This window comes from Stenotrophomonas sp. 05N423, from assembly GCF_056397145.1.
The window spans coordinates 38,945-61,492 of the sequence record NZ_JBFTMV010000011.1 but is presented as its reverse complement, the minus strand read 5'-3'; the positions used below and the strand labels follow the sequence as shown (position 1 = coordinate 61,492).

Here is a 22,548-nt window from a genome sequence, read left to right as displayed (position 1 = left end):
CGCCGGCCTTGTCGTTGCTGCCCTGCCGCCGCGGCTCAACTGCCGCGTTCGGCATCCATCTGCTTGCGGATCTGCGCATCGACCGCGGCGATGGCGGTCATGTTGAGGATGCGGCGGGCGCTGGCGCTGCTGGTAAGGATGTGCACCGGCTTGGACGTGCCCATCAGGATCGGGCCGATCGCCACGCCGTCGGTGAACACGCGCACCAGGTTGTAGGCGATGTTGGCCGCCTCCAGGTTGGGCAGCACGAACAGGTTGGCGCGGCCCTTGAGCGTGCTGTTGGGCAGCAGCTTTTCGCGCAGCGCCTCGTCCCAGGCGGTGTCGCCCTGCATCTCGCCGTCCACGTTCAGGCGCGGGTTGCGCTTGAGCAGCTGCTCGCGCACCTGGCGCATCTTCAGCGCGTCCTTCGAGTCATGGCTGCCGAAGTTGGAATGCGACAGCAGCGCAACCTTCGGCTCGATGCCGAACAGCTTCATGCGGTAGGCCGCCTGCAGCGTGGACTCGACGATCTGCTCGACGCTCGGGTCTTCCTGCACGTGGGTATCGACGAAGAAGAAAACGCCCTGCGAGTTGATCACGCCGGTCATCGCCGAGGTCGAGCTGACCCGCGGCTCCAGCGGAATCACGCTGCGCACGTAGCCGAGCTTCTTGTGGAACCGGCCGACCACGCCGCTGAGCATGGCGTCGGCTTCGCCGCGCGCCACCATCACCGCGGCGATCAGGGTCGGGCGCGAGCGCAGCAGGTTCTTGGCCGCGGCCACGGTCACGCCGCGGCGGCCGGTCAGGCCGTGGTAGTACTGCCAGTAGTCGTTGAAGCGCGGATCGTCGTTGATGTTGGTGATCTCGAAATCCACGCCCGGCTTCATGCGCAGGCCCAGGCGCTCGATACGCGACTCGATCACGTCAGGACGGCCGATCAGGATCGGGAAGGCCACACCCTCGTCGATCACGTTCTGCACCGCGCGCAGCACCACCTCCTCCTCGCCTTCGGCATAGACCACGCGCTGCTTGTCGGCGCGCGCCTGGTCGTGCACCGGCTTCATCAGCAGGCTGGTGCGATAGACGAACTGCGCCAGCTTCTCCCGGTAGGCGGCCATATTGTCGATCGGGCGCGTGGCCACGCCCGAATCCATCGCCGCCTGGGCCACGGCCGAGGACAGCTCCACCAGCAGGCGGCGGTCGAACGGGCGCGGAATCAGGTAATCGCGGCCGAAGCTCGGCGTGTCACCGCCGTAGGCCGCACCGAGATCGGACGCTTCCTTGCGGGCCAGCGCGGCGATGGCCCGCACGCAGGCGACCTTCATTTCCTCGTTGATGCCGGTGGCGCCGACGTCGAGCGCGCCACGGAACAGGTACGGGAAGCACAACGCGTTGTTGACCTGGTTCGGGTAGTCCGAACGGCCGGTGCCGATGATTGCGTCCGGACGGGCCGCGCGCACCACTTCCGGCATGATTTCCGGAGTCGGGTTGGCCAGGGCGAAGATCACCGGATCCGGCGCCATGGTCTTGACCATCTCGGCGGTGAGGATGCCCGGGGCCGACAGGCCCAGGAAGATGTCCGCGCCCTCGACGATCTCGGCCAGGGTGCGCTTGTCGGTGTCGCGCGCATAGCGCGCCTTCTCCGGATCCAGCCCTTCGCGGCCCTTGTAGATCACGCCGTCGCGGTCGAAGGCCAGCACGTTCTCCGGCCTGACGCCCAGCTCCACCAGCATGTTCACGCAGGAGATGCCGGCCGCGCCCATGCCGGTGGTGGCGACCTTGACCTCGCCGATCTTCTTGCCGGTGATGTCCAGCGCGTTGAGGATGGCCGCGCCGACGATGATCGCGGTGCCGTGCTGGTCGTCGTGGAACACCGGGATGTTCATGCGCTCGCGCAGCTTGCGCTCGACCACGAAGCATTCCGGCGCCTTGATGTCTTCCAGGTTGATGCCGCCGAAGGTCGGTTCCAGCGAGGCGATGATGTCGACCAGCTTGTCCGGGTCGTTCTCGTCCACCTCGATGTCGAACACATCGATGCCGGCGAACTTCTGGAACAGCACGCCCTTGCCTTCCATGACCGGCTTGCCGGCCAGCGGACCGATGTTGCCCAGGCCCAGCACCGCGGTGCCGTTGGAGATCACCGCGACCAGATTGCCGCGCGCTGTCAGCTCGCTGGCCGCGGCCGGATCGGCAACGATCGCTTCGCAGGCATACGCCACGCCCGGCGAGTACGCCAGCGACAGGTCGCGCTGGGTGAGCATCGGCTTGGTGGCGGCGACCCGGATCTTCCCCGGCGGCGACATGCGGTGATAGTCGAGGGCGGCCTGCTTGAAATCTTCTTTGGACATCGACGGGACTTGCTATGGCTGAATGCCCGATTCTAGCGACTCAACGACGACATGAACCGTTTCATCCGGGACTGTATTCAGGACGGCATGCCCGATTCGCCATGCTGCCATGCAGCAATGTACGAAAATATTTTTCATAGAACCAGTTATCTGCTACATAGACACCTCTCCAGACGGGAGGACGGGGACACCATGAAAGTGATCCGGCATGGATAAAAAACTATTTCACGCTGCGCCCGCCATGCTTCGTGGCAAGGGCCTCGGCGCCAGCGTCAGTGTGCTGCCGGCAACGGACGCCGGCAGCAAGGGCTGGTCGATCCTGCGCGAACAGGTGAGCCTGCCCGCCGCCGTCCTGCTGCGCTCGGCGCTGCTGCACAACCTGGAATGGATGCGCCGCTTCGTCGCCGCCTACGGCGTGCAGCTGGCGCCGCACGGCAAGACCACGATGAGCCCGGAACTGTTCCGCCTGCAGCTCGACGCCGGTGCCTGGGGCATCACCGTGGCCACCGCGCCGCAGGCACGCGAGGCGTGGTTGGCCGGCGCGCGCCGCCTGCTGGTCGCCAACCAGCTGGTCGGCCCGGCCAACATGGCCATCGTCGCCGACCTGCTGGACGCCGGCGATACCGAGGTGTTCTGCCTGGTGGACTCGGCCGACAACGCCGACGCGCTGGGCCGCTGGTTCGACGCGCGCGGGCTGCGCCTGGACGTATTGCTGGAAATCGGTATTGCCGGCGGCCGCACCGGCGTGCGCGACGATGCGCAGGCGCAGGCGGTGGTCGAGGCCGTCGCACGCTGGCCGCAGGCGCTGCGGCTGGCCGGCGTGGAAGTCTACGAGGGCGTGGTGGCTGATGAGGCCGGCGTGCGCGCGGTCCTGCGCCGCAGCGTGGAAACCTTCCAGCGCCTGCGCGACGACCACGCCTTCGGCCGCATCCCGGCGCTGCTGTCCGGCGCCGGCTCGGCCTGGTTCGACGTGGTCGCCGAGGAATTCGCCACGCTGTCCGGCGACGCCGCCGCCGAGATCGTGCTGAGGCCAGGCTGCTACCTCACCCATGACGTCGGCGCCTACCGACAGGCCGCCAACCGCATCCATGCAGGCAACCCGGTCGCACGGCGGATGGGCACCAGCCTGCAGCCGGCGCTGCGGCTGTGGGCCTACGTGCAGTCGCGGCCGGAACCCGACAAGGCCATCGTCGGGCTGGGCAAGCGCGACGCCGCGTTCGACGCCGGCTTCCCGGTACCGGCGCTGCACTACCGGCCGGGCGACGCCGCACCGGGCGACGCCGCCGCGCATTGGCAGGTGACGGCGATGATGGACCAGCACGCCTTCCTGCAGGTGCGGGCCGACGACGACCTGCGCGTGGGCGACATGCTGTGCTTCGACATCTCGCACCCGTGCCTGACCTTCGACAAGTGGCGCCACCTGCTGGTGGTCGACGACGACCACACCGTGGTCGATGCCGTCACCACGCAGTTCTGATCTGCCCGCCCCGGACCGGTACGCATGAGCCATGGACACCTGCTGCTGATCTACGCCGTGCTGGCGATCCTCGCGTTGATCGTGCTGATCGCCCGCTACCGGCTCAATCCCTTCATCAGCGTCACCGTGGTCTCGGTGGGGCTGGCGCTGCTGGCCGGCATGCCGGCGCCGGAAATCCTGCCCGCCTACGAACAGGGCGTGGGCAAGACACTGGGCCACATCGCGCTGATCGTGGCGCTGGGCACCATGCTCGGCAAGATGATGGCCGAATCCGGCGGCGCCGAGCGCATCGCGCGCACGCTGATCGCGCGCTTCGGCACGAAGAACGTGCACTGGGCGATGATGCTGATCGCCTTCTGCATCGGCCTGCCGATCTTCTTCGAGGTCGGCTTCGTGCTGCTGGTCCCGATCGCGCTCAACGTCGCCCGCCGCACCGGCGTACCGCTGCTGCTGGTCGGCCTGCCGATGGTCGCGGGCTTGTCGGTGGTACACGGGCTGGTGCCGCCACACCCGGCGGCGATGCTGGCCGTGCATGCCTACGGCGCCGATGTCGGCCGCACCGTGTTCTACGCGCTGCTGGTGGGCCTGCCCACCGCCGCGCTGGCCGGGCCGCTGTTCGCCAGGGTGGTCGCACCATGGGTGAAACTGCCGGCGCACAACCCGATGGAAGCCGCGCTGCTGGACGAGGGCCACAGCCGCATCCCCGACGACCAGCTGCCCGGCTTCGGCATCACCCTCGCCACCCTGCTGCTGCCGGTGGCGCTGATGCTGCTGGGCGGCTGGGCCGACCAGATCGCCACGCCCGGTTCGCCCCTCAACCACGGCCTGCGCTTCATCGGCCACTCGGTGGTGGCGTTGCTGCTGGCCACACTGCTCAGCTTCGTCACCCTGGGCCTGCTGCGCGGTTTCAACCGCGAGCAGATCCTGAAGTTCTCGCAGGAATGCCTGGCACCAACCGCCGCCATCACCCTGCTGGTCGGCGCAGGCGGCGGCCTCAACGGCATCCTCGTGCATACCGGCGTGGCCAGCCAGATCATCGACCTGTCCCGCCAGTTCGACCTGTCGCCGCTGCTGATGGGCTGGACCATGGCCGCGCTGATGCGCATCGCCACCGGTTCGGCGACGGTGGCGATGACCACCGCCTCGGGCATCGTCGCCCCCATCGCCGCCGCCCTGGGCTACCCGCACCCGGAACTGCTGGTGCTGGCCACCGGCGCCGGCTCGGTGGTGCTGTCGCACGTCAACGACGGCGGCTTCTGGCTGGTGAAGGAATACTTCAACATGTCCGTGGCCCAGACCTTCAAGACCTGGACCGTGCTGGAAACCCTCATCTCCGTCACCGCGCTCGCGCTGGTGGCGGCCCTCGCCGCCGTGCTCTGAACCGAAGATTCCCATCATGTTCGACATCGTCTACGAACTGCGCCAACGGCTGCACGAATTCAGCCCGGTCGAGGTCCGCATCGCCAACACCATCCTCGCCGACGTGGATGCCGCGGCCCAGTACGGGGTGACCGAGCTGGCCGAACGCGCCGAGGTCAGCGCCGCGGCGATCTCGCGCTTCGCCAAGACCCTGGGCTGCGAGCACGTGCGCGAACTGCGCGCCCGCCTGGCGTCGGCCAGCGCGATCGGCAAGCGCTTCCTGGAACAGCAGAATGCGCCGCCGGTGTCGGCGCTGTTCGCGCAGATCTGCGACGACATCCAGGCCAGCCTGCGCCACAACCTGGCCAACCTGCAGGAAGAGGTGGTGCAGCAGCTGGCCGACGCGATCTGCCAGGCGCGGCGCATCCATGTGTTCGGCATCGGCGGCTGCTCCACCGTGTTCTCGCAGGAACTGCAGAACCGGCTGATGCGCTTCGGCCTGCCGATCACCGCCTGCAGCGACGCGGTGGTGATGAAGATGACCGCCGCCATCCTCGGCCCGCAGGACCTGGTGCTGGCGCTGTCGGTCAGCGGCATCACCCCGGAAGTCACCTCCGCGGTGGAGATCGCCCGCACCTACGGCGCGCGCGTGGGCGCCATCACCCGCGCCGGCACGCCGCTGGCCGACCTGAGCGACTGGCTGCTGCCGATCAGCATCGAGGAAACCGATTTCGTGTTCAAACCGTCCGCCTCGCGCTACGCGATGATGCTGGCCATCGACGTGCTGGCCACCACCACCGCGCTCAATGGCGCCAGCGAAAACCACGAGCACCTGCGCCGCATCAAGCTGGCACTGGACCGCTACCGGGGCGGCGACTCGCGCCTGCCGCTGGGCGACTGATCGATGCACGACGTCCTGATCCGCAACGCGCTGGTGCTCGACGGCAGCGACCGCCCCGGCCGCCACGGCGACGTGGCGCTGCGCGACGGCCGTATCGTCGCGGTCGGCGCGGTACCCGGCGCGGCGCGGCAGGTGATCGACGCCGCCGGCCGCGCACTGGCGCCGGGCTTCATCGACGTGCACACCCATGACGACCTGGAAGTGCTGCGCAATCCGGGCATGGCCAGCAAGCTGTCGCAGGGCGTGACCACGGTGGTGGTCGGCAACTGCGGCATCAGCGCCAGCCCGGTGCGCATCCGCGGCGACGTGCCGGACCCGATGAACCTGCTCGGCGAGGCCGACGATTTCCGTTTCCCCGATTTCGCCAGCTACCGCCAGGCGGTGGAAACCGCGCGGCCGGCGGTGAACGTGGCCGCGCTGGTCGGCCATACCGCACTGCGCCAGAACCACATGGACCAGCTCGACCGCGCCGCCACCGCCGGGGAGATCGCCGCCATGCGCGCGCAGCTGCGCGCGAGCCTGGCGCAGGGCGCGCTGGGCCTGAGCAGCGGCCTGGCCTACGGCTCGGCGTTCCACGCGCCATCGAGCGAGGTGGCGGAGCTGGCGGCGGAACTGCCGCACGGCGGGCTGTACGCGACGCATCTGCGCGACGAATTCGGCGGCATCCTCGAAGCGATGGATGAAGCCTTCGACGCGGCGCGCGCGCCGCGCGCCGCGGTGCGCGTCTCGCACCTGAAGTGCGCCGGCATCGACAACTGGGGCCGCAGCCGCGACGTGCTGCACCGCCTCGATGCCGCGTCGACCGACCAGGATGTCGCCTGCGACTGCTATCCCTACGCCGCCAGCGCGTCCACCCTGGACCTGAAACAGGTCACCGACGCCTACGACATCCTGATCACCTGGTCCGGGCCGGAACCGGCGCAGGGCGGGCGCCTGCTGGCCGACATTGCCGCCGGCTGGGGCGTCCCGCTGATGGAGGCGGCGACCCGCCTGCAGCCGGCCGGCGCGGTCTACCACTGCATGGACGAGGCCGACGTGCGCCGCATCCTGGTGCATCCGCTGACCATGATCGGCTCGGACGGCCTGCCGCGCGATCCGCGCCCGCATCCGCGCCTGTGGGGCACCTTCCCACGCGTGCTCGGCCATTACGCCCGCGACGAGGCGCTGTTCCCGCTGCACACCGCCGTGCACAAGATGACCGGCCTGCCCGCCTCGCGCTTCGCGCTGGGCGCGCGTGGCGTCATCCACGCCGGCGCGTGCGCCGACCTGGTGCTGTTCGACCCGGCGCGGGTGCGCGATACCGCCAGCTTCCACGACCCGGTGCGCGCGGCCGAGGGCATCGACGCGGTGTGGGTCAACGGGCAGCTGGCCTACGACGGCAGGGAAGTGGTCGCGCGCCCGGGGCGGTTCATCGCGCCGGGCCACTGATTCCCTTCTCTCCCCGAGAAGGTGCCCCGAAAGGGCGGATGAGAGTACGGGCGAAGCCTCGTGCAGCCCGATATTGCGGGGTTTCGCCCGTACCCTCACCCCAGCCCCTCTCCCGCAGGGAGAGGGCTCTGGTCATTGCAAACCAAGTCAGGAGCATCCATGAGCGACATCAAACGTTACGGCGCTGAAGGCGGTGTCGGCCAGGGCAGGCAGCACATGCCGTTCTCGCGCGCGGTCGAGGCCGACGGCTGGCTGTATGTCTCCGGCCAGGTGCCGATGCGCGACGGCGAACTGGTCGGCGGCACCGTGACCGAGCAGGCGCATGTGGCCATCGGCAACGTAATGACGATCCTCGCCGAAGCCGGCTACGGCCCCGAACACGTGGTGCGGTGCGGCGTATGGCTGGACGACGCGCGCGATTTCTACGCGTTCAACACCGTATTCAGGCATTACTTCGGCGAACACCCGCCGGCGCGCGCCTGCGTGGAGAACCGCATGGTCGTGGATTGCAAGGTGGAAGTGGACTGCATCGCCTGGAAGCGCCCGCAGCGCTGAATCCGCGCCTGCCCGCTCCTGTACCGGCGCCGCCGGGCAGGGGCATCCGCGGCTGCCGCGCATAACGGCCGGCTATGCCGCCGCGATCTATTGCGACTGGCGCCACGCCCCGTTCCATGGCTATGGTGGATGTCGCCGCCCCGCTCCACATTCCGTGCTGCGGCGCGACAGACCGGCCCGCTCGCCATGGAGACACGCCATGCCTGCCTGCTTGCGTCCATGCCGGCCGCAGCCATCCCCGTCCGCCCCGACTGGCGGAAAACCCGCCGTCGGACATCGAACCGTCTGCCATCCGTCATGCGGACGGGCCGGCCCCCGCCGGACTGCCCGTGGCTCCGTCCCTCCCCCGTGCCGCGGAGCCACATCCCCCCGGGCAGTTCTCCCCCCGGCGGCGCCGGCCCTCCGCCGGACCCCGCCCCAGACACCTGCACTGGCAGGGCACGAGGTATTGATTCGATGATCCAACTTGATGCCGTACAGACGATCGCCTTCGGCGGCCTGACCCTGTTCGCCGGCTATGCGCTGTGCCGCGCGATCCCGGTGCTGCGCCGCTACAACCTGCCCGAACCGGTCGTCGGCGGCCTGCTGGTGGCCTTGCTGGTATGGGCCGCGCACGCGCGCGGCACCACCCTGTTCGAACTGGACACCAGCCTCAAGGTGCCGTTGATGGTGGCCTTCTTCACCACCCTGGGCATCAATGCCAGCCTGCGCCTGCTGCGCATCAGCGGCCGCCAGGTGATGGTGTTCCTGGCGCTGGCCAGCGTCTTCGCGGTGGTGCAGAACCTGGTCGGCATCAGCGTGGCGTGGATGTTCGACCTGCACCCGATGTTCGGCGTGCTCGCCGGTTCGGCCACGCTTACCGGCGGCCCGGCCACCGGCATGGCCTTCGCGCCGCTGTTCGAGAAGGCCGGCCTGCAGGGCGCCGAGACCCTGGCCATCACCGCGGCGATGGCCGGCATCATCTGCGGCGGCGTGATCGGCGGACCGGCCATCACCGTGCTGATGCGCCGCTTCCGCATCAGCGGCCCGGCCGGCAACGGTGCCAGGGCCGATGGCGCCGCCGAGGCCGACGAGAGCGTGCACGTGCACTTCCCCAGCGAATCGGCGCGCGAGTTCGATGCACTCAAGAGCATCGTCGTGCTGCTGATGGCCATGTGGCTGGGCGCCTGGGTCAGCCAGGGCTTCGCGGGCCTGGGCCTGACCCTGCCGTCCTACATCGGCGCGATGCTGGTGGGCGCGGTGGTGCGCAACATCGACGACTACACCGGCCTGATAAAACTATCGGTGCCGACCACCGACCTGATCGGCAACATCTGCCTGGCGCTGTTCCTGGCGGTGGCGCTGATGGACCTGAAACTGTGGGAGCTGGCCGGCATGGGCCTGCCGCTGGTGGTCAACCTGGTCATCCAGGTGGCGCTGGTGGCGCTGTTCGCGGTGCCTATCTACTACGTGATGGGCCGCGACTACGACGCGGCGGTGATGGGCGGCGGCTTCATCGGCTTCATGCTCGGTACCACCGCCAATGCCATGGCGGTGATGCGCCGGCTGGTGCAGCGCTACGGCGTGGCGCCGCGCGCCTTCCTCGTGGCGCCGCTGGTGGGCGCGTTCTTCATCGACTTCGTCAACGCGCTGATCATCACCGGCTTCCTCAACTTCTGGCCGCACTGACGCGCCCGGATCTTCGTCCACCCTCCGCAGGGCCGCCGCAATGGCGGCCCTGCCGTCTGCGGCCTACTGCGCGGCCGAACCTGCGCCGGGCCGGCGTGGGTCGGCCGCACCCTGCACGCCGCCGTCGTCGCCCACCATCAGCGTCTGCGTACTGCCGATGGTCTCGTCGCTTTCGATGCGATGACCCATGCCCTGCAACAGGCGCAGCGTGTCGGGGCTGAAGCCCGGTTCGATCTGCAGCATGCCGCTGCCCATGTCCTGGTGGATGCGCGGCCGGTGCGTGGCCTCGGCGATGTTCATGCCGAAATCGACCACGTCCACGATCGTCTGCATCACCGTGCCGGGAATGGTGTTGCCGCCCGGGCTGCCGGTGACCAGCCACACCTTGCCGTCACGCAGCACCATGGTCGGCGACATGCTCGAGACCGGCCGGCGCCCGGGCTGCAGCGCGTTGGTCACCACCCGCCCCGGCTCCTCGCGCGCGGCCAGCTGCGCGCGCAGCGAGAAATTGCCGATCAGGTTGCCGAGCAGGAAGCCGGTGCCTTCGGCCATCACCCCGGCGCCGAAATCCGAGCCGAGGGTAAACGTGTTGCTGACTGCGTTGCCGTCGGCGTCGACCACCGAGAAATGCGTGGTCTGCGGGCTTTCGTAAGGCATGGGATCGCCCGCCGCCAACGTGGTGGCGTCGAGCACGCGCTCCGGCGAGAACAGCTTCCAGCGCGTATCGGCATAGGCCTTGGACACCAGCCCGCGCACCGGCGCGGCGACGAAGGCCGGGTCGCCGACATGGCGCGCGCGATCGGCCCAGGCCAGCTTGATCGCCTCGGTCATCGCATGCAGCGCCGCCGCCGAGCCGGCGCCCTGCGCGGCCAGGTCCTCGTGTTCGAGCAGGTTGAGCATTTCCAGCACGCTGGCGCCACCGCCGCTGGACGGCGGCATGGTCACCACCTCGCGGCCGCGGTAGGTGGTGCGCAGCGGTTCGCGTTCGATGGCGCGGTAGCTGGCCAGGTCGTCGCTGCCGATCAGACCGCCATGGCGTTGCATGGCCGCCACCAGCCGCTGTGCGATCGGCCCGCGGTAGAACGCGTCCGCACCGTCGCGCGCGATCAGCCGCAGCGACCACGCCAGATCGGCCTGACGCAGGCGTTCGCCCGCACGCAGCGCGCTGCCGTCGGCATGCAGGAACACGCTGGCGCCAGCCGGGCTGCGCGCCAGCCGCTCGCGGCCCCAGTCCAGGGCGAAGGCTTCGTCGCGGCTGAGCACCACGCCCTTGTCGGCCAGTTCGATTGCCGGCTGCAGCAGGCGCGCCCATTGCAGGCGCCCGTGCTGGCGATGCGCAAGCGCGAGCCCGGCCACGGTGCCGGGCACGCCGGCGGCCTTCCAGCCGGCGGTCTCGCCATCGATGCGACCGTCGGCACCGATGAAACGCTCCAGCGTGGCCGCCGCCGGCGCCATCGAGCGGTAGTCAATGGCAACGCTGCGCTTCTCGCCAGCCAGGTGCAGCAGCATGTAGCCGTCGCCGCCGATATTGCCGGCGCGCGGCAGCAGCACTGCCAGCGCGAAGGCCGTGGCCACCGCCGCATCCACCGCATTGCCGCCGTCGCGCAGCACCTGCGCGCCGATCTCGCTGGCGCGCAGGTTCTGGCTGACCACCATGCCGCGGTCGCCATGGTCGGGTTTCTGGATCGCCTGGTAATTGAGCAGTTCGCGCGCGCCGACCGGCGGCGCCAGCGCCAGCAGCGCGCACAGCAGCAGCGCCATGCCGCGGCCAGGGAGGGAAACGAGGGTTCGCAGGGTCATGCCTATCTCCGGTTTGCGGTTCGCGGGCGCAATGCCGGCCATCGCCCGCCCTCGGCGGTGCCGATGGCGGCGGTCGCAATGGCCCATCCGGAAGCATGGCCGCTGCTGGCGCCCCTGTCGCGCATGTTTCATGGGCCACGGTATAGCTCGCGCGCATGGAAGCGCTGCCCCGCCACCGCGCATCGGGCCTGACGATCGCGGCATTCCATAGCTGCGGGTTAACACCTGCGCCGCGATTGTGATCCCTGCTGCGGCGTGGCCGGCGGTAATCTGCCGACAATGCCGAAGCCCGCCCGCCACACGCCCTCCCCCACGGCCGGCGCACCCGCCGCTCCGCGCCGCGACGGTACTGCCGCCTTCCCCGCCCACCGGACCCTCGATGCTTCCCGTTGAACCCCAAGGCGAACCCGCCGGCGCCGACCTCGTCGTCCTTGGCGCGGGCGTCGTCGGCCTCGCCACCGCCTATGCCGCCGTGCGCCGCGGCCTGTCCGTGCTGCTGCTGGACCGCGCCGACGGCCCGGTGCAGGGCACCTCGTTCGCCAACGGCGCGCAGCTGAGCTACGCCTACACCGACGCCATGGCCGGCCCTTCCACCTGGAAGCAACTGCCGGCGATGCTGCTGGGCCGCAACGGCCCGTTCCGCACGCGCTGGTCGGCCGATCCCGACTTCTGGCGCTGGGGGCTGGCCTTCCTGCGCCAGACCGGCAGCGCGCGCCTGCGCGCCAACACGCTGGCGACGCTGGAGCTGGCGCTGGAATCGCGCACCGCGCTGCATGCCCTGCTGCAGCGCCATCCCATCGCCTTCGACCATGCGGTGTCGGGCAAGCTGCACGTCTATCACGATGCCTCCGCCCTACAGGGCGCCCGCGCGATGATCGCGCTCAAGCAGCCGTTCGGCGTCGAACAGCACCTGCTCGACGCCGGCCAGGCCATCGCCGCCGAACCGGCGCTGGCCGCCATGCCCGGCATCGCCGGCGCGGTGCACTCGCCGCAGGAGGAAGCCGGCGACCCGTTCCTGTTCGGCACCGGCCTGCTGCAGGTGCTGCGGCAGCACTACGGCGCGCAGGCGCGCTTCGGCTTCGACGTCCAGCACGTGGTGCGGCAGGGCGATGGCTGGCGCCTGCAACCGCGCGCCGGCGCGGCGGTGCAGGCGCGGCGGCTGGTGGTATGCAACGGCATCGACGGCGCCGCGCTGCTGCGCCCGCTGGGCGTGCGCATGCCGTTGATGGCGATCAAGGGCTATTCGTTCACCGCGCCCTGTGGCGCGCGCGCGCCAGCGACCAGCATCACCGACACCTCGCGCAAGCTGGTGTTCTGCCGTCTCGGCGAGCGCATGCGCGTGGCCGGGCTGGCCGACCTCAACCACTGGGATCCACGCCCGGACCCGGAGCGCATGGCGCAGCTGATCGCGATGGCGCGCGCCTCGATGCCCGAAGCGGTGGATTACGACAACATCGAAAGCCCCTGGGCGGGGTTGCGCCCGGTCACGCCCTGGTCCTCGCCCGAGATCCACGCCGTCGCCGATGGCCTGGTGTGCAACCTCGGCCACGGCATGCTCGGCTGGACGCTGGCGATGGGCAGCGGCGAGCGCGCCGTGGCCCTGGCGATGGCGCGGTGACGCCCGCGTCGCGGCGGCCGGTCGCCGGCAACGTCCGTATCGACTAGGATCGGGCCATGCGTCTGCGCCAGATTGAAGTCTTCCACGCGGTCTACACCACCGGCTCGATCAGTGCCGCGGCACGTTCGCTGCACGTTTCGCAGCCGTCGGTCAGCAAGGTCCTGCACCACACGCAATACCAGCTCGGCTTCGAGCTGTTCAAGCTGGTGCGCGGGCGGCTGGTCGCCACCGACGAAGCGCATGCGCTGTTCCTCGAGATCAAGGACATTTACGACCGCCTGCTGTCGCTGCAGAAGACGGTAGGCAACATCCGCGACATCGGCGGCGGCCATATCCGCCTGGCGGTGGTGCCTTCGCTCGGCCAGCACGTGGTGCCGGCGGCGATCACCGCCTACCGGCGCCAGCACCCGGAAGTCACCTTCGACGTGCAGACCCTGCACCACGGCGACCTGTTCCAGGCGCTGTACGAGCGCGAATGCGACATCGCCATCGCCTACAACCCGCCGCAGCACCCGCGCATGCAGCGCCGCGTGCTCGGGCAGGGGCAACTGATGCTGCTGTTCGACACCGCGCAATGGCCCGACCCGCCGGCGGCGATCCCGCTGCGCTGGCTGCAGGACCGCGACATGGTCGGCCTGGCCAGCAGCGGCCCCATCGGCGACCTGTTCACCGGCGAGCTCAAGCGCCAGGGCATAAGCATGCGCGAGGTCGTGTCCAACCAGACCTATTCGCTGGCCGCGGCCCTGACCCGCTGCGGCGCCGGCATGAGCGTGCTGGACGAGTTCACCGCCTGCGCCAACGCGGGTGGCGCGCTGCTCGCACGCCCACTGGAACCGGAGATCGGCTTCCGCGTCGAATGCGTGTACCTGGAGGACCGGCCGCCGTCCAAGGCCGCCACCGAGTTCGTCCGCCAGTTCCAGCGCAGCCTGGCCGAAACGCGCGGCGCGCCGGTTGCCTCGTAGGAGCGCACTTCAGTGCGCGATGGGGCTTTCCATTTGAATCCCCGCACATGAATGTGCGGGCTGTTGCAGAGGGATCTGCGTGCAGACTCCATCGCGCAGTGAACTGCGCTCCTACAACGGCTTGCCCGGGAACTTCGGGTTCAGCGCGCCCCAGATGCTGTACTGGTCGGCCAGGATCACGCCGGTCCAGTCCTCGATCTCGGCCTGGGTGATCTGCTCCCTGCCCTGCCGGCCGAACAGCACCACTTCGTCGCCGGCCTGCACGCCGGGGATGTCGGTCACGTCCACCATGGTGGTGTTCATGGTGACCCTGCCCAGCACCGGCGCGCGCCGGCCGCCGACCAGCACGCTGCCCTTGTTGGAATAGGCGCGGCGATAGCCATCGGAATAGCCGACCGGAAGATTGGCCAGCAGCGAATCGCGCTGCAGGGTGAAGGTGCGGTCGTAGCTCACCGTGTCGCCGGCCGGGAATGCCTGCACCGAGGCGACGCGCGTCTTGAACGCGGCCACGTGCGCGAACGGCGGCTTGGGCGTGCCGCCGTAGCCGTACAGCGCGCCGCCCGGGCGCACCATGTCCAGGTTGGCCTCGGGGACATGCTGCAGGGCGAACGAATTGGCCGCGTGCATCTGCACGTCGCCGCGCCGCAGCGTGGTGTGGGCGAACAGCCAGTCGGCCTGCTGCTCGAAGGCGCGCACGCCAGCCAGTACGTCGGCCGGGTCTTCGCCGGGGAAATGGGTCATCAGACCGACGATCCGCAGGCCATCGAGGCCGGCCAGCGCCACCGCGTCGCGCCGGCCCTGTTCCGTGGCCAGTTCCAGTCCGTTGCGGCTCATGCCGGCCGAGTTCAACGCCAGGTGCACCGACAGCGGCCGGCGGCGGCGCACGGCAAGCGCCGCCATCGCCTGCGCCACGGCGAGATTGCCCGCCAGTTCCTCGATCCGGTACGGCAGCGCGGCCTCGACTTCCTCCAGCGTCGCCGCACGCACGCGCAGCACGCGGCCCTTGTAGCCACAGGCGCGCGCCATGCGTGCTTCCTCGGTGCTGGCGATGCCGATGCAGGGCACGCCCGCGGCGATGATGCGCGGCATCACCAGGTCGATGCCGGTGCCGTAGGCGTCGGCCTTCATCACCGCGCACAGCTGCGCCTCGCCCGCCAGCGCGCGCACGCGCCGCAGGTTGGCGTCGAACACATCCAGGTCGATCTCGAGCCAGGCATTGGGCGCGGCCATGCGCGCCTTGCCGGGCCGTCCCAGCAACGGCGCGCCGCGTGCATCGAGGGAGACGGCCAGGGCCGTGCCCAAGGCCGCGGCGATGAAGCCGCGGCGGCCGGGAGATGCGATGCCCCTATCCGTCATGGTGCGTCCCGATGCCGCCGGTCGCCCGGCGGCGTTGTTGGCAGGGTCAGTCGAAGCGGTACTCGACCTGCAGGTTGAACGAGCGGCCGCGCGGATCGGCCACGCGCGGCTCCCACGCGGCGCCGGACGCGAAATCGACCTGGTGCGCGGTGAACGGCGGGTCGGTGTCGAGCAGGTTGCGCACCGCGAAGGTGAAGCGCGTGTTCTCCAGACCCGTCCAGGTCAGGCTGTAGTTGTAGGTGATGTAGTCGTCGACGTCCGGATTCCAGTTGACCGGGGTATAGAAGCCGCCCTCGACGCTGACCGGCTCCTCGTCCTTGTAGCCGGAGCGGTAGACCTGGGTCAGCATGTGCGCCCAGTCGCCCCGCGCCCAGCCGACGCCCAGCGTGTGCTTCCACTTCAGCGGCAGGTTGTAGAAGCGCACGTACTCGCCCACCTTGTTGTCGCCATAGGGCTCGTTGGCCAGCGACTTTTCCTTGAAGGTGTCGATGTAGCTGCCGTTGAGGTTGACGTGCCAGCGGCCGCCGGCCAGCTCGCCGCTCAGGTTGGCATCCAGCTCCACACCGCGGGTCAGGGTACCGCCGGAGTTGATGTAGCGCTGGTCGATCGCGGTGACCTTGCCGCTGCTGTCGCGGATCCAGTTGTCCGGGAACAGGGCGTAGTTGGCGGTCAGCGTCGCCAGGTTGGGCACGCGGATGGTGTTGCTGCGCTCGATCTCCCACCAGTCCAGGCTCAGGTTGAAGTTGTCGGTGGGCGAGAACACGAAGCCGATGCTCTTCTGCTTGGACTCCTCCGGCTGCAGGTCGGTCTTGCCGCCGGTGATGATGACCGGCTGGATCAGGTCGCAGCCCGGTATCGACGAGTTGACCGAACCGCCGGGGCAGCTGGCCGGGTCGACCAGGTCGCGGCCGAAGTAGTCCACGCGGTTGACGCCGGCGAACAGCTTGGTGAACTCGGGCACCTTGAAGCCGGTGCTGTAGGCGCCGCGGAACGCCAGCGACTCGATCGGCTGCCACTTGAACGAGTACTTCGGATTGGTGGTGCCGCCGAAGGTGTCGTAGCGGTCGTGGCGCACGGCCACGGTCACGTCCAGCGTGTCGATGATCGGCAGGTACATCTCCGCATAGACCGCCTTGACGTCGCGGTGCACCTTGGGCAGCTCGCTGGTCTCGTCGAACGGCGCCTGGTAGATGGTGTTGTAATTCAGCGGCAGGCCGTCCAGCACCTGCACGCCGCCGAACTCGAATTCCTCGCGCCGCGCTTCCACGCCGGTCGCCAGCTGCGCCTCGCTGCCCCACAGGCTGAAGCCGAGTCCGCCGCTGAAGCTAGCATCCACCGTGGTGACGGTGGATTCACCGCCATACAGGTGCACGCCGCTGGCCGAAGCCGCCTGCAGCGCGGCCATACCCGCCGCGCTCTGCTGCTGGCCCGGCATCAGGAACGGATTGAGCAGGCCGCTGCCCAGCACGTCGCGCAGGCCGCTGGAGAAGTAGTAGCCGCCGCGCAGCACCGACTCGGCCTTGTTCGACGCGCGCGACACGCCCACGTCGTAGTCCCAGCTGCCGATGCTGCCTTCCAGGCCGGCCAGCAGGCGGTAGGATCGGGTGGTGGTCTCGATCTGGCGCGGGCCGCAGGCCATGCAGCGCCAGCGGTACGGAATGGGGTTGCCGTAGGTCAGGTTGGCGGTACCGAAGTAATTGGCCAGCGCGTTGTAGACCTGGTCGTAGGTCTCCTTGGTATTGCCGTTCAGCGGATACCAGGTGCCCGGGCCCATCACCGAGGTGAGCGATGCGCTGGAGGTGAGCTGCAGCGGCTCGTACTCGCGCTCGGACTTCACCCGCGAGCCCATCGCCTCGGCGTAGAAGCGGTGGTTCTCGCCGATGCGGATGGTGGCGCGGCCGAGGAACTGCAGGCTGTCCTGCGGCTGCTGCAGCGCCTGCGCGGCCGGGTAGTCCCAGGCGCAGGCGTACTTGGAACTGCCGCTGTCCCACAGCTTGTAGTCATAGGGACCCATCGCCGGGCCGCCGTTCGCGCAGCCGGCGCCGCCGGGCAGGTTGAGGATGTTGACGTAGTTCTGCTTGCTGCCGCCGTCCGGGTCGATGAGCGAGCCGTTGATGATGCCGCCGGTGGCGTTGGTCACCGTGGCGAACGGCGTGCCGCGCGTATCCGGCGATACGCCGCGGTCGGGCTGGAAGCTGTTGGCGAAATCGCGCTGGTAGCTGCGCAGGAATTCGCTGCGCCGCCAGTTGACCGTGCCCCACACGTTCCAGCGGTCGGCATCGAGGTCGCCGACGCCGCCAAGCAGGCTGTAGTTGTAGATATTGCCGCCGCCGTGCTGGGTCGCATCGAAACCGGCGTTGACGCTGATGCCCTGGTAGTCGGTACGGGTGATGAAGTTGATCACGCCGCCGATGGCGTCGGTGCCGTACATGGCCGAGGCGCCGTCGCGCAGCACCTCGACACGGTCGATCGCCGCGAACGGAATCGAGTTCAGGTCCACCGCCTGGCCGCGCAGGCCGTGGGTGGCGACGCGGCGGCCGTTGAGCAGCACCAGGGTGGCGTCGCTGCCCTGCCCGCGCAGGTTGGCGCCGGACACGCCGGCGGTGCCGCGCAGTTCGCCCAGGTCCATGTCCACCGACGCCGACACCATGCCGTCGGCGCCGTTGCCGGCGATGTTGAGGAAGGACAGCAGCTGCTCGGCCGAGGTGATGCCCTGCGCCTCGATCTCGGCCTTCTGCACGATGGTGACCGGCAGCGCGGCCTCCACGTCCACGCGCTTGATGCGCGAGCCGGTGACGTTGACCTTGTCCAGCGTGGTGGCCGCCGGGGCGGCGTCCTGCGCCACGGCCGGCACGGCCATGGCCGCCAGCACCGCGGCACAGAGGAAGTTCAATCGAAGGTCTGGCTGGCTACGCATGATCTCTCCAGGGAACAGGGGGACGGACAACCGGCAGGTACGGCGGTGGAACGGGCGGCGCGGTCAGCGCTGCCCGGGTGGAATCTCGTCGAGGAACAGGGCGCCGATCGCCAACGCGGTTTCATACGGCGTCGGGTCGTTGCGGTTGCTCAGCAGCACCACGGTCAGGTGCTGCGCCGGCCAGCGCACCAGGCTGTTGCGGAACCCGATGCTCTCGCCGTTGTGCCATTGCCGGCCCTCGGCGACGCGCCAGCCGAAGCCGTACCAGGTCGCTTCCGGCGCCGTGGCGACCTGCACCTGGCGGCCGAACGCCTGCGCGCGCGTAGCGTCGTCGAACAGGCGGCCGTCGTACCAGGCGGCGTCCCAGCGGGCCAGGTCGTCGATGCTGGAATAGATGCCGCCGTCGCCCAGCACCGCGCTGTAGATGTTCTGGTCGGTGCGCTCCCAGCCCTGCATGGCCTGGCTGTAACCCCAGGCGCGGTGCGGCACGTCGGGGCCGCCAACCACGTAGGCCAGGCTGTCGCGCATGCCCAGCGGGGCGAAGATGCGGGTGCGCAGGAAGACGGGAAAATCCATCCCCGAAGCGCGCTCGACCACCTGTGCCAGCAGCGCGTAGCCGCTGTTGCTGTAGCGGTAGGTGGTGCCGGGCAGGAAGTACAGCCGGTCCTCGCGTTCCAGCAGCGCCAGCACGCCGGCATCGCGGATCTGCCCCTGCCAGGACGCGCCCATCAGGTCCTCGTAATCGAGTACGCCGGAGGTATGCGCGAGCAGATGGCGCAGAGTGATGGCGTCGGCCACCGGCGGCAGCGAGGGCAGCCAGCGCTTGACCGGGTCATCGATGGACAGCGCACCGTCCTGCGCCAGCAGCAGGATGGCCGCGGCGGTGAACTGCTTGCTCACCGAGGCCAGCCGGTAATTGGTGTCCGCGCCGGCGGCGATGCCGTTCTCCAGATCGGCGCGCCCGTAGCCGCGACGGACCAGCGCCCTGCCGTCCTTCAGCACCAGCAGCGAGGCGCCGGGAACATCGCCGTCGTAGGGCTGCATCAACCGGTCGATCGCGGCCTGGCGGGCGGCGTCACCGGCCATCGCCACGCTGGTCGACAGCAGCAACGCAAGCAGCAACAAGGCCTGCCACACCACAGAACCCGACTGCAGGCAAAGCCGTATGCGCATGCGTCCCCCGGACGAAGAAGGCAGAAATGATGGAATGCCGCCGACGACAGGCCGATGGACCGGAACCCCGGCACATCCGCCTTCCGCACTCCCTGCGCCCGCGCCGGCTCCCCCCGGTCCGGCCTCCCCTCCGCACCGCCCGTCGCGGCTTCACCTTGGCGCTTTCGCCCCCGCAGCGTCAACGCCATCGCCCGGCCTGCGGCGCAGCACGCATGCGCACATTCCGCTTGCCTGAGAGGAGCCGTGAGCCGGCAAAAACACCCATCGAATCCATGGCTTGGGATGGCAGCACTCCACGCGCCCCCCCCACCCGCCACCACCGCCGCGCACGCGCGGACAGCCCCATCCATAGCCTGTGGTTGTGGTTCATCCAATCAATGCGAGGGATGGGCCGTTGCATCCGCAACCAAACACCACCGTCGCGCTAGTCGCCGATGCGGTCCATGCGGATGCGGTTGGCGAACAGCGAGAACGCCAGCGTCCCGGCCAGCCGGTTGGCGCGCTGCAGCCACGGCGGCAGCCAGCGCGGCGGCGCCAGCACGTCGCTTTCGAACAACGGCGCCAGCGCCTGCGCATCGCCCAGCGTCATCTTGCCGGCGAACAGCCAGTGGCAGTAACGCAGCTTCTCGTCACGCAGCATCTGCCGGAAGAAGGTATGCACCGACACCAGCCCGCGCAGGTACACCGTGTCCTTGTTGAAGGCGCCGCCACCGGACACCGGTACTCCGCGGAACACGCGCTGGGCCGAGGCGAAGCTCTCCTCCGCGCTCTGCCCGGCGTCGCGGAAGTAGCCGAATACCTCGATGAAACCGGCGCCGTCGCGGGCCATCGCGATCGCCTCGATGCGCAGGCTGATGCGCTTGAGCCGCTGGATGTCGATGCTGCCGGTGATCTGCTCGGCGAACGTCGCCAATCCTTCCTGGGTGGCGGTGATGCGCGGCGAGGACAGCGCCAGGCTCGGCAGCACCGTCTGCCGGCGGCCGTTGAGCGCGGTCAGCGAATGCACCAGCGCTTCGTGGTGGAACAGCTGCGCCCGGTCGTAGAGGCTGAAACAGGCGCCGCTGCGCAGGCGGATCTGGGTGGCGCCGGCGGCGGCCTTGGCGATCAGTTCCGGGTCCAGGACCACGTTGATCACGCGCGACTCGAAGAAGTCGTCCAGGTCGTTCTGCAGCTGCAGCTGCAGCGCGATGGCCGAGACCGGCACCTGTTCTTCCGGCGCCAGCAGCTCGTGGTCCAGCTCGTTGGCGATCTGGATGAAATGCCGCGCCGCCTCGCGCGCGGTCGGGCCATGGCCGGGCATCGGCTGTTCCGGCGTACCGAACAGCTGCGCCGACAGGACATCCACTTCGCGCGTGCCCAGCGCTTCCAGCAGGCGCGCGGCCAGGTCCCAACTCTCGACCGAATCGCGCAGGTAGCGGCCCAGCGGATGCGCCGGGTCGGCGGCCATGGCGATCGCCGCCAGTTCGCGCCGCGCCTGGCTGAAATCGTGCTTCGGGTACGCCACCTGCGGCAGCACCGGATTGCCGCGGGCCACACTCTCCAGGAACGGCGCCTGCGTCGATGCCGGCCAGCTGGTCAGGGTCAACAGGCGGATGCCACGCACCGCCGCGACCAGCCGCGCATCGAGCGCGGCGTGGTGGGCGATGGCCGGATCGGAGGGAAGGGCTGTCATGCCCGCACGATATCGCACCCTGCAGGCGCGCACCCCGGGCATGCGGCGGAGCTTCCCTGTCTGCTCTCCGCAGTGGATGCATGGGCTGTCGTCGAGGGATCTGCGCAGGTCCCGTCGCGCACCGAAGTACGCTCCTACCGCCGCTTCGGTTTCCCCGCCGGCCGCCACTGCGCGCCGCGGCTGCCGCTGCGGCGCTCGGTGGCCTGCTCGGCCTGGCGCTGCGCCAGCTTGGCCGCGGCCGCGGCTACTTCCTCGCGCAGCTTGAGGTAGCTGAGCAGGCGGCTTTCGTCGATCTGCCCGCGCTCGATGGCCGCGCGCACGGCACAACCCGGCTCGTGCTGGTGCGAGCAGTCGCGGAAGCGGCACTGCTCGGTCAACGCCTCGATGTCGGCGAAGCCGCCTTCGGCCAGGGTCTCCTCGCCGGTGGGCTTGAGTTCGCGCATGCCCGGCGTGTCGATCAGGCAGGCGCCGCTGGGCAGCGGCAGCAGCGCGCGGTGCGTGGTGGTGTGGCGGCCGCGCGAATCGCTGCCGCGCACCTCGCCGGTCTTCATGCGGTCCTCGCCCAGCAGCGTGTTGGTCAGCGTGGACTTGCCGGCGCCGGAGGAACCGACCAGCACCACGGTGCGGCCCGGCCCCAGCCACGGCGCCAACGCGGCGACGCTGGCCGGGTCCTTGCCGTTGATGGCCAGCAGCGGGATGTCCTGTGCGGCCAGGTCTTCCAGCACCGCCAGCGCGTCGGCGCCATATTCGGTCTGGTCGGCCTTGGTCAGCACCACCACCGGTGCCGCGCCGCCGCTGCCGGCCAGCATCAGGTAGCGCTCGATCCGGCGCGGATTGAAGTCCGCGTCCAGCCCGCAGACGATGAACACCGTGTCGATGTTGGCGGCGATCACCTGCTGGTGGTAGTGCTCGCCGGCCGCGCCGCGCTTGATCGAGGTGCGTCGCGGCAGCAGCGCGACGATGCGCGCCTCCTCCAGCAGTACCCAGTCGCCCACCGCCGCGCGCTCGTGGCTGGGGAAACGCGGCCGCTGCCATTCCGGCAGCGATTCGGCCTTGAGCGCGGCCTCGGGCGCGTCGGCCACCACGTAGCCGGAACGGTGCTGCTCGATCACCCGCGCCGGACGCGCCTGCGGATGCGCGGCGAAGGCGGCCTGCCATGCCGGCGCTTCGGGCGGGCCGGGCCAGGGCCAGCCGATGTGGCCCAGCGCGGTGAAATCGATGGTGTCGGTCATCGGCCAATTCTAAGCGGCATGGCGCTCCCGGCCGCGCGCACAGGCGGATTTCCGTTCCGCCCGGAACCATCGCCCCGCAGCGCAGCAATTCCGCTACCATGCG

The 22,548-nt window shown here is 69.7% G+C and carries 15 protein-coding genes; 8 read left to right on the top strand and 7 right to left on the bottom strand.

Annotated elements, in window-relative coordinates:
• Positions 1-35 precede the first annotated feature (35 nt).
• Positions 36-2,327 carry an NADP-dependent malic enzyme gene (locus AC1DGW_RS15295; protein WP_478024629.1) on the bottom strand — a complete coding sequence of 764 codons (2,292 nt, stop codon included), beginning with the start codon at positions 2,325-2,327 and terminating at the stop codon, positions 36-38.
• 241 nt (positions 2,328-2,568) lie between these two features.
• On the opposite strand from AC1DGW_RS15295, the gene AC1DGW_RS15290 reads away from it, so the two are divergent.
• The 6 genes from AC1DGW_RS15290 (at position 2,569) to gltS (ending at position 9,715) form a co-directional block, all read left to right on the top strand.
• Positions 2,569-3,804 (top strand): amino acid deaminase, encoded by a 1,236-nt coding sequence (locus AC1DGW_RS15290; RefSeq protein WP_478024627.1) that lies wholly within the window; start codon positions 2,569-2,571, stop codon positions 3,802-3,804.
• A 24-nt stretch (positions 3,805-3,828) separates the two neighbouring features.
• Positions 3,829-5,184, top strand: a complete 1,356-nt coding sequence (locus AC1DGW_RS15285; RefSeq protein ID WP_478024625.1) for a GntT/GntP/DsdX family permease — start codon at positions 3,829-3,831, stop codon at positions 5,182-5,184.
• Between the two features lie 16 nt (positions 5,185-5,200).
• A complete protein-coding gene (locus AC1DGW_RS15280) occupies positions 5,201-6,064 on the top strand; it encodes a MurR/RpiR family transcriptional regulator (protein WP_478024623.1) in 864 nt (287 codons plus the stop codon).
• A 3-nt stretch (positions 6,065-6,067) separates the two neighbouring features.
• Positions 6,068-7,492 (top strand): N-acyl-D-amino-acid deacylase family protein, encoded by a 1,425-nt coding sequence (locus tag AC1DGW_RS15275; protein ID WP_478024621.1) that lies wholly within the window; start codon positions 6,068-6,070, stop codon positions 7,490-7,492.
• 159 nt (positions 7,493-7,651) lie between these two features.
• A complete protein-coding gene (locus AC1DGW_RS15270) occupies positions 7,652-8,047 on the top strand; it encodes a RidA family protein (protein WP_478024619.1) in 396 nt (131 codons plus the stop codon).
• 456 nt (positions 8,048-8,503) lie between these two features.
• Entirely contained in the window at positions 8,504-9,715 is a 1,212-nt protein-coding gene (gltS, locus tag AC1DGW_RS15265; protein ID WP_478024617.1) for a sodium/glutamate symporter, read from the top strand.
• Between the two features lie 63 nt (positions 9,716-9,778).
• On the opposite strand, the gene ggt is transcribed toward gltS, so the two are convergent.
• Positions 9,779-11,515: a gamma-glutamyltransferase gene (gene ggt, locus AC1DGW_RS15260; protein ID WP_478024615.1), complete on the bottom strand. Its 1,737-nt coding sequence runs from the start codon at positions 11,513-11,515 to the stop codon at positions 9,779-9,781.
• 379 nt (positions 11,516-11,894) lie between these two features.
• Here ggt and AC1DGW_RS15255 point away from each other — a divergent pair, with 379 nt between their 5' ends.
• Together AC1DGW_RS15255 and AC1DGW_RS15250 are read left to right on the top strand one after the other, a co-directional pair.
• Positions 11,895-13,133, top strand: a complete 1,239-nt coding sequence (locus AC1DGW_RS15255) for an FAD-dependent oxidoreductase (RefSeq protein WP_478024613.1) — start codon at positions 11,895-11,897, stop codon at positions 13,131-13,133.
• Positions 13,134-13,189: 56 nt separating this feature from the next.
• Entirely contained in the window at positions 13,190-14,095 is a 906-nt protein-coding gene (locus AC1DGW_RS15250) for a LysR family transcriptional regulator (protein ID WP_478024612.1), read from the top strand.
• 111 nt (positions 14,096-14,206) lie between these two features.
• Here AC1DGW_RS15250 and alr read toward each other — a convergent pair whose 3' ends face one another.
• The 5 genes from alr to rsgA all read right to left on the bottom strand — a co-directional run bounded on the left by alr (position 14,207) and on the right by rsgA (position 22,445).
• Complete coding sequence (gene alr, locus AC1DGW_RS15245; protein ID WP_478024611.1) at positions 14,207-15,451, bottom strand: alanine racemase; 1,245 nt, start codon at positions 15,449-15,451, stop codon at positions 14,207-14,209.
• A 46-nt stretch (positions 15,452-15,497) separates the two neighbouring features.
• Entirely contained in the window at positions 15,498-18,368 is a 2,871-nt protein-coding gene (locus AC1DGW_RS15240; protein WP_478024610.1) for a TonB-dependent receptor domain-containing protein, read from the bottom strand.
• Positions 18,369-18,431: 63 nt separating this feature from the next.
• Positions 18,432-19,541 carry a serine hydrolase domain-containing protein gene (locus AC1DGW_RS15235; protein WP_478024608.1) on the bottom strand — a complete coding sequence of 370 codons (1,110 nt, stop codon included), beginning with the start codon at positions 19,539-19,541 and terminating at the stop codon, positions 18,432-18,434.
• A gap of 424 nt (positions 19,542-19,965) precedes the next feature.
• Positions 19,966-21,213, bottom strand: a complete 1,248-nt coding sequence (locus tag AC1DGW_RS15230; RefSeq protein WP_478024606.1) for a flavohemoglobin expression-modulating QEGLA motif protein — start codon at positions 21,211-21,213, stop codon at positions 19,966-19,968.
• Between the two features lie 134 nt (positions 21,214-21,347).
• Positions 21,348-22,445 carry a ribosome small subunit-dependent GTPase A gene (gene rsgA / locus AC1DGW_RS15225; protein ID WP_478024604.1) on the bottom strand — a complete coding sequence of 366 codons (1,098 nt, stop codon included), beginning with the start codon at positions 22,443-22,445 and terminating at the stop codon, positions 21,348-21,350.
• Positions 22,446-22,548: the final 103 nt, after the last annotated feature.

What these genes read in the sequence shown, in the direction of transcription:
- AC1DGW_RS15295 (WP_478024629.1), bottom strand. Translation starts at nt 2,327, where the DNA reads ATGTCCAAAGAAGATTTCAAGCAGGCCGCCCTCGACTATCACCGCATG.
- AC1DGW_RS15290 (WP_478024627.1), top strand. Translation starts at nt 2,569, where the DNA reads ATGCTTCGTGGCAAGGGCCTCGGCGCCAGCGTCAGTGTGCTGCCGGCA.
- AC1DGW_RS15285 (WP_478024625.1), top strand. Translation starts at nt 3,829, where the DNA reads ATGAGCCATGGACACCTGCTGCTGATCTACGCCGTGCTGGCGATCCTC.
- AC1DGW_RS15280 (WP_478024623.1), top strand. Translation starts at nt 5,201, where the DNA reads ATGTTCGACATCGTCTACGAACTGCGCCAACGGCTGCACGAATTCAGC.
- AC1DGW_RS15275 (WP_478024621.1), top strand. Translation starts at nt 6,068, where the DNA reads ATGCACGACGTCCTGATCCGCAACGCGCTGGTGCTCGACGGCAGCGAC.
- AC1DGW_RS15270 (WP_478024619.1), top strand. Translation starts at nt 7,652, where the DNA reads ATGAGCGACATCAAACGTTACGGCGCTGAAGGCGGTGTCGGCCAGGGC.
- gltS (WP_478024617.1), top strand. Translation starts at nt 8,504, where the DNA reads ATGATCCAACTTGATGCCGTACAGACGATCGCCTTCGGCGGCCTGACC.
- ggt (WP_478024615.1), bottom strand. Translation starts at nt 11,515, where the DNA reads ATGACCCTGCGAACCCTCGTTTCCCTCCCTGGCCGCGGCATGGCGCTG.
- AC1DGW_RS15255 (WP_478024613.1), top strand. Translation starts at nt 11,895, where the DNA reads ATGCTTCCCGTTGAACCCCAAGGCGAACCCGCCGGCGCCGACCTCGTC.
- AC1DGW_RS15250 (WP_478024612.1), top strand. Translation starts at nt 13,190, where the DNA reads ATGCGTCTGCGCCAGATTGAAGTCTTCCACGCGGTCTACACCACCGGC.
- alr (WP_478024611.1), bottom strand. Translation starts at nt 15,451, where the DNA reads ATGACGGATAGGGGCATCGCATCTCCCGGCCGCCGCGGCTTCATCGCC.
- AC1DGW_RS15240 (WP_478024610.1), bottom strand. Translation starts at nt 18,368, where the DNA reads ATGCGTAGCCAGCCAGACCTTCGATTGAACTTCCTCTGTGCCGCGGTG.
- AC1DGW_RS15235 (WP_478024608.1), bottom strand. Translation starts at nt 19,541, where the DNA reads ATGCGCATACGGCTTTGCCTGCAGTCGGGTTCTGTGGTGTGGCAGGCC.
- AC1DGW_RS15230 (WP_478024606.1), bottom strand. Translation starts at nt 21,213, where the DNA reads ATGACAGCCCTTCCCTCCGATCCGGCCATCGCCCACCACGCCGCGCTC.
- rsgA (WP_478024604.1), bottom strand. Translation starts at nt 22,445, where the DNA reads ATGACCGACACCATCGATTTCACCGCGCTGGGCCACATCGGCTGGCCC.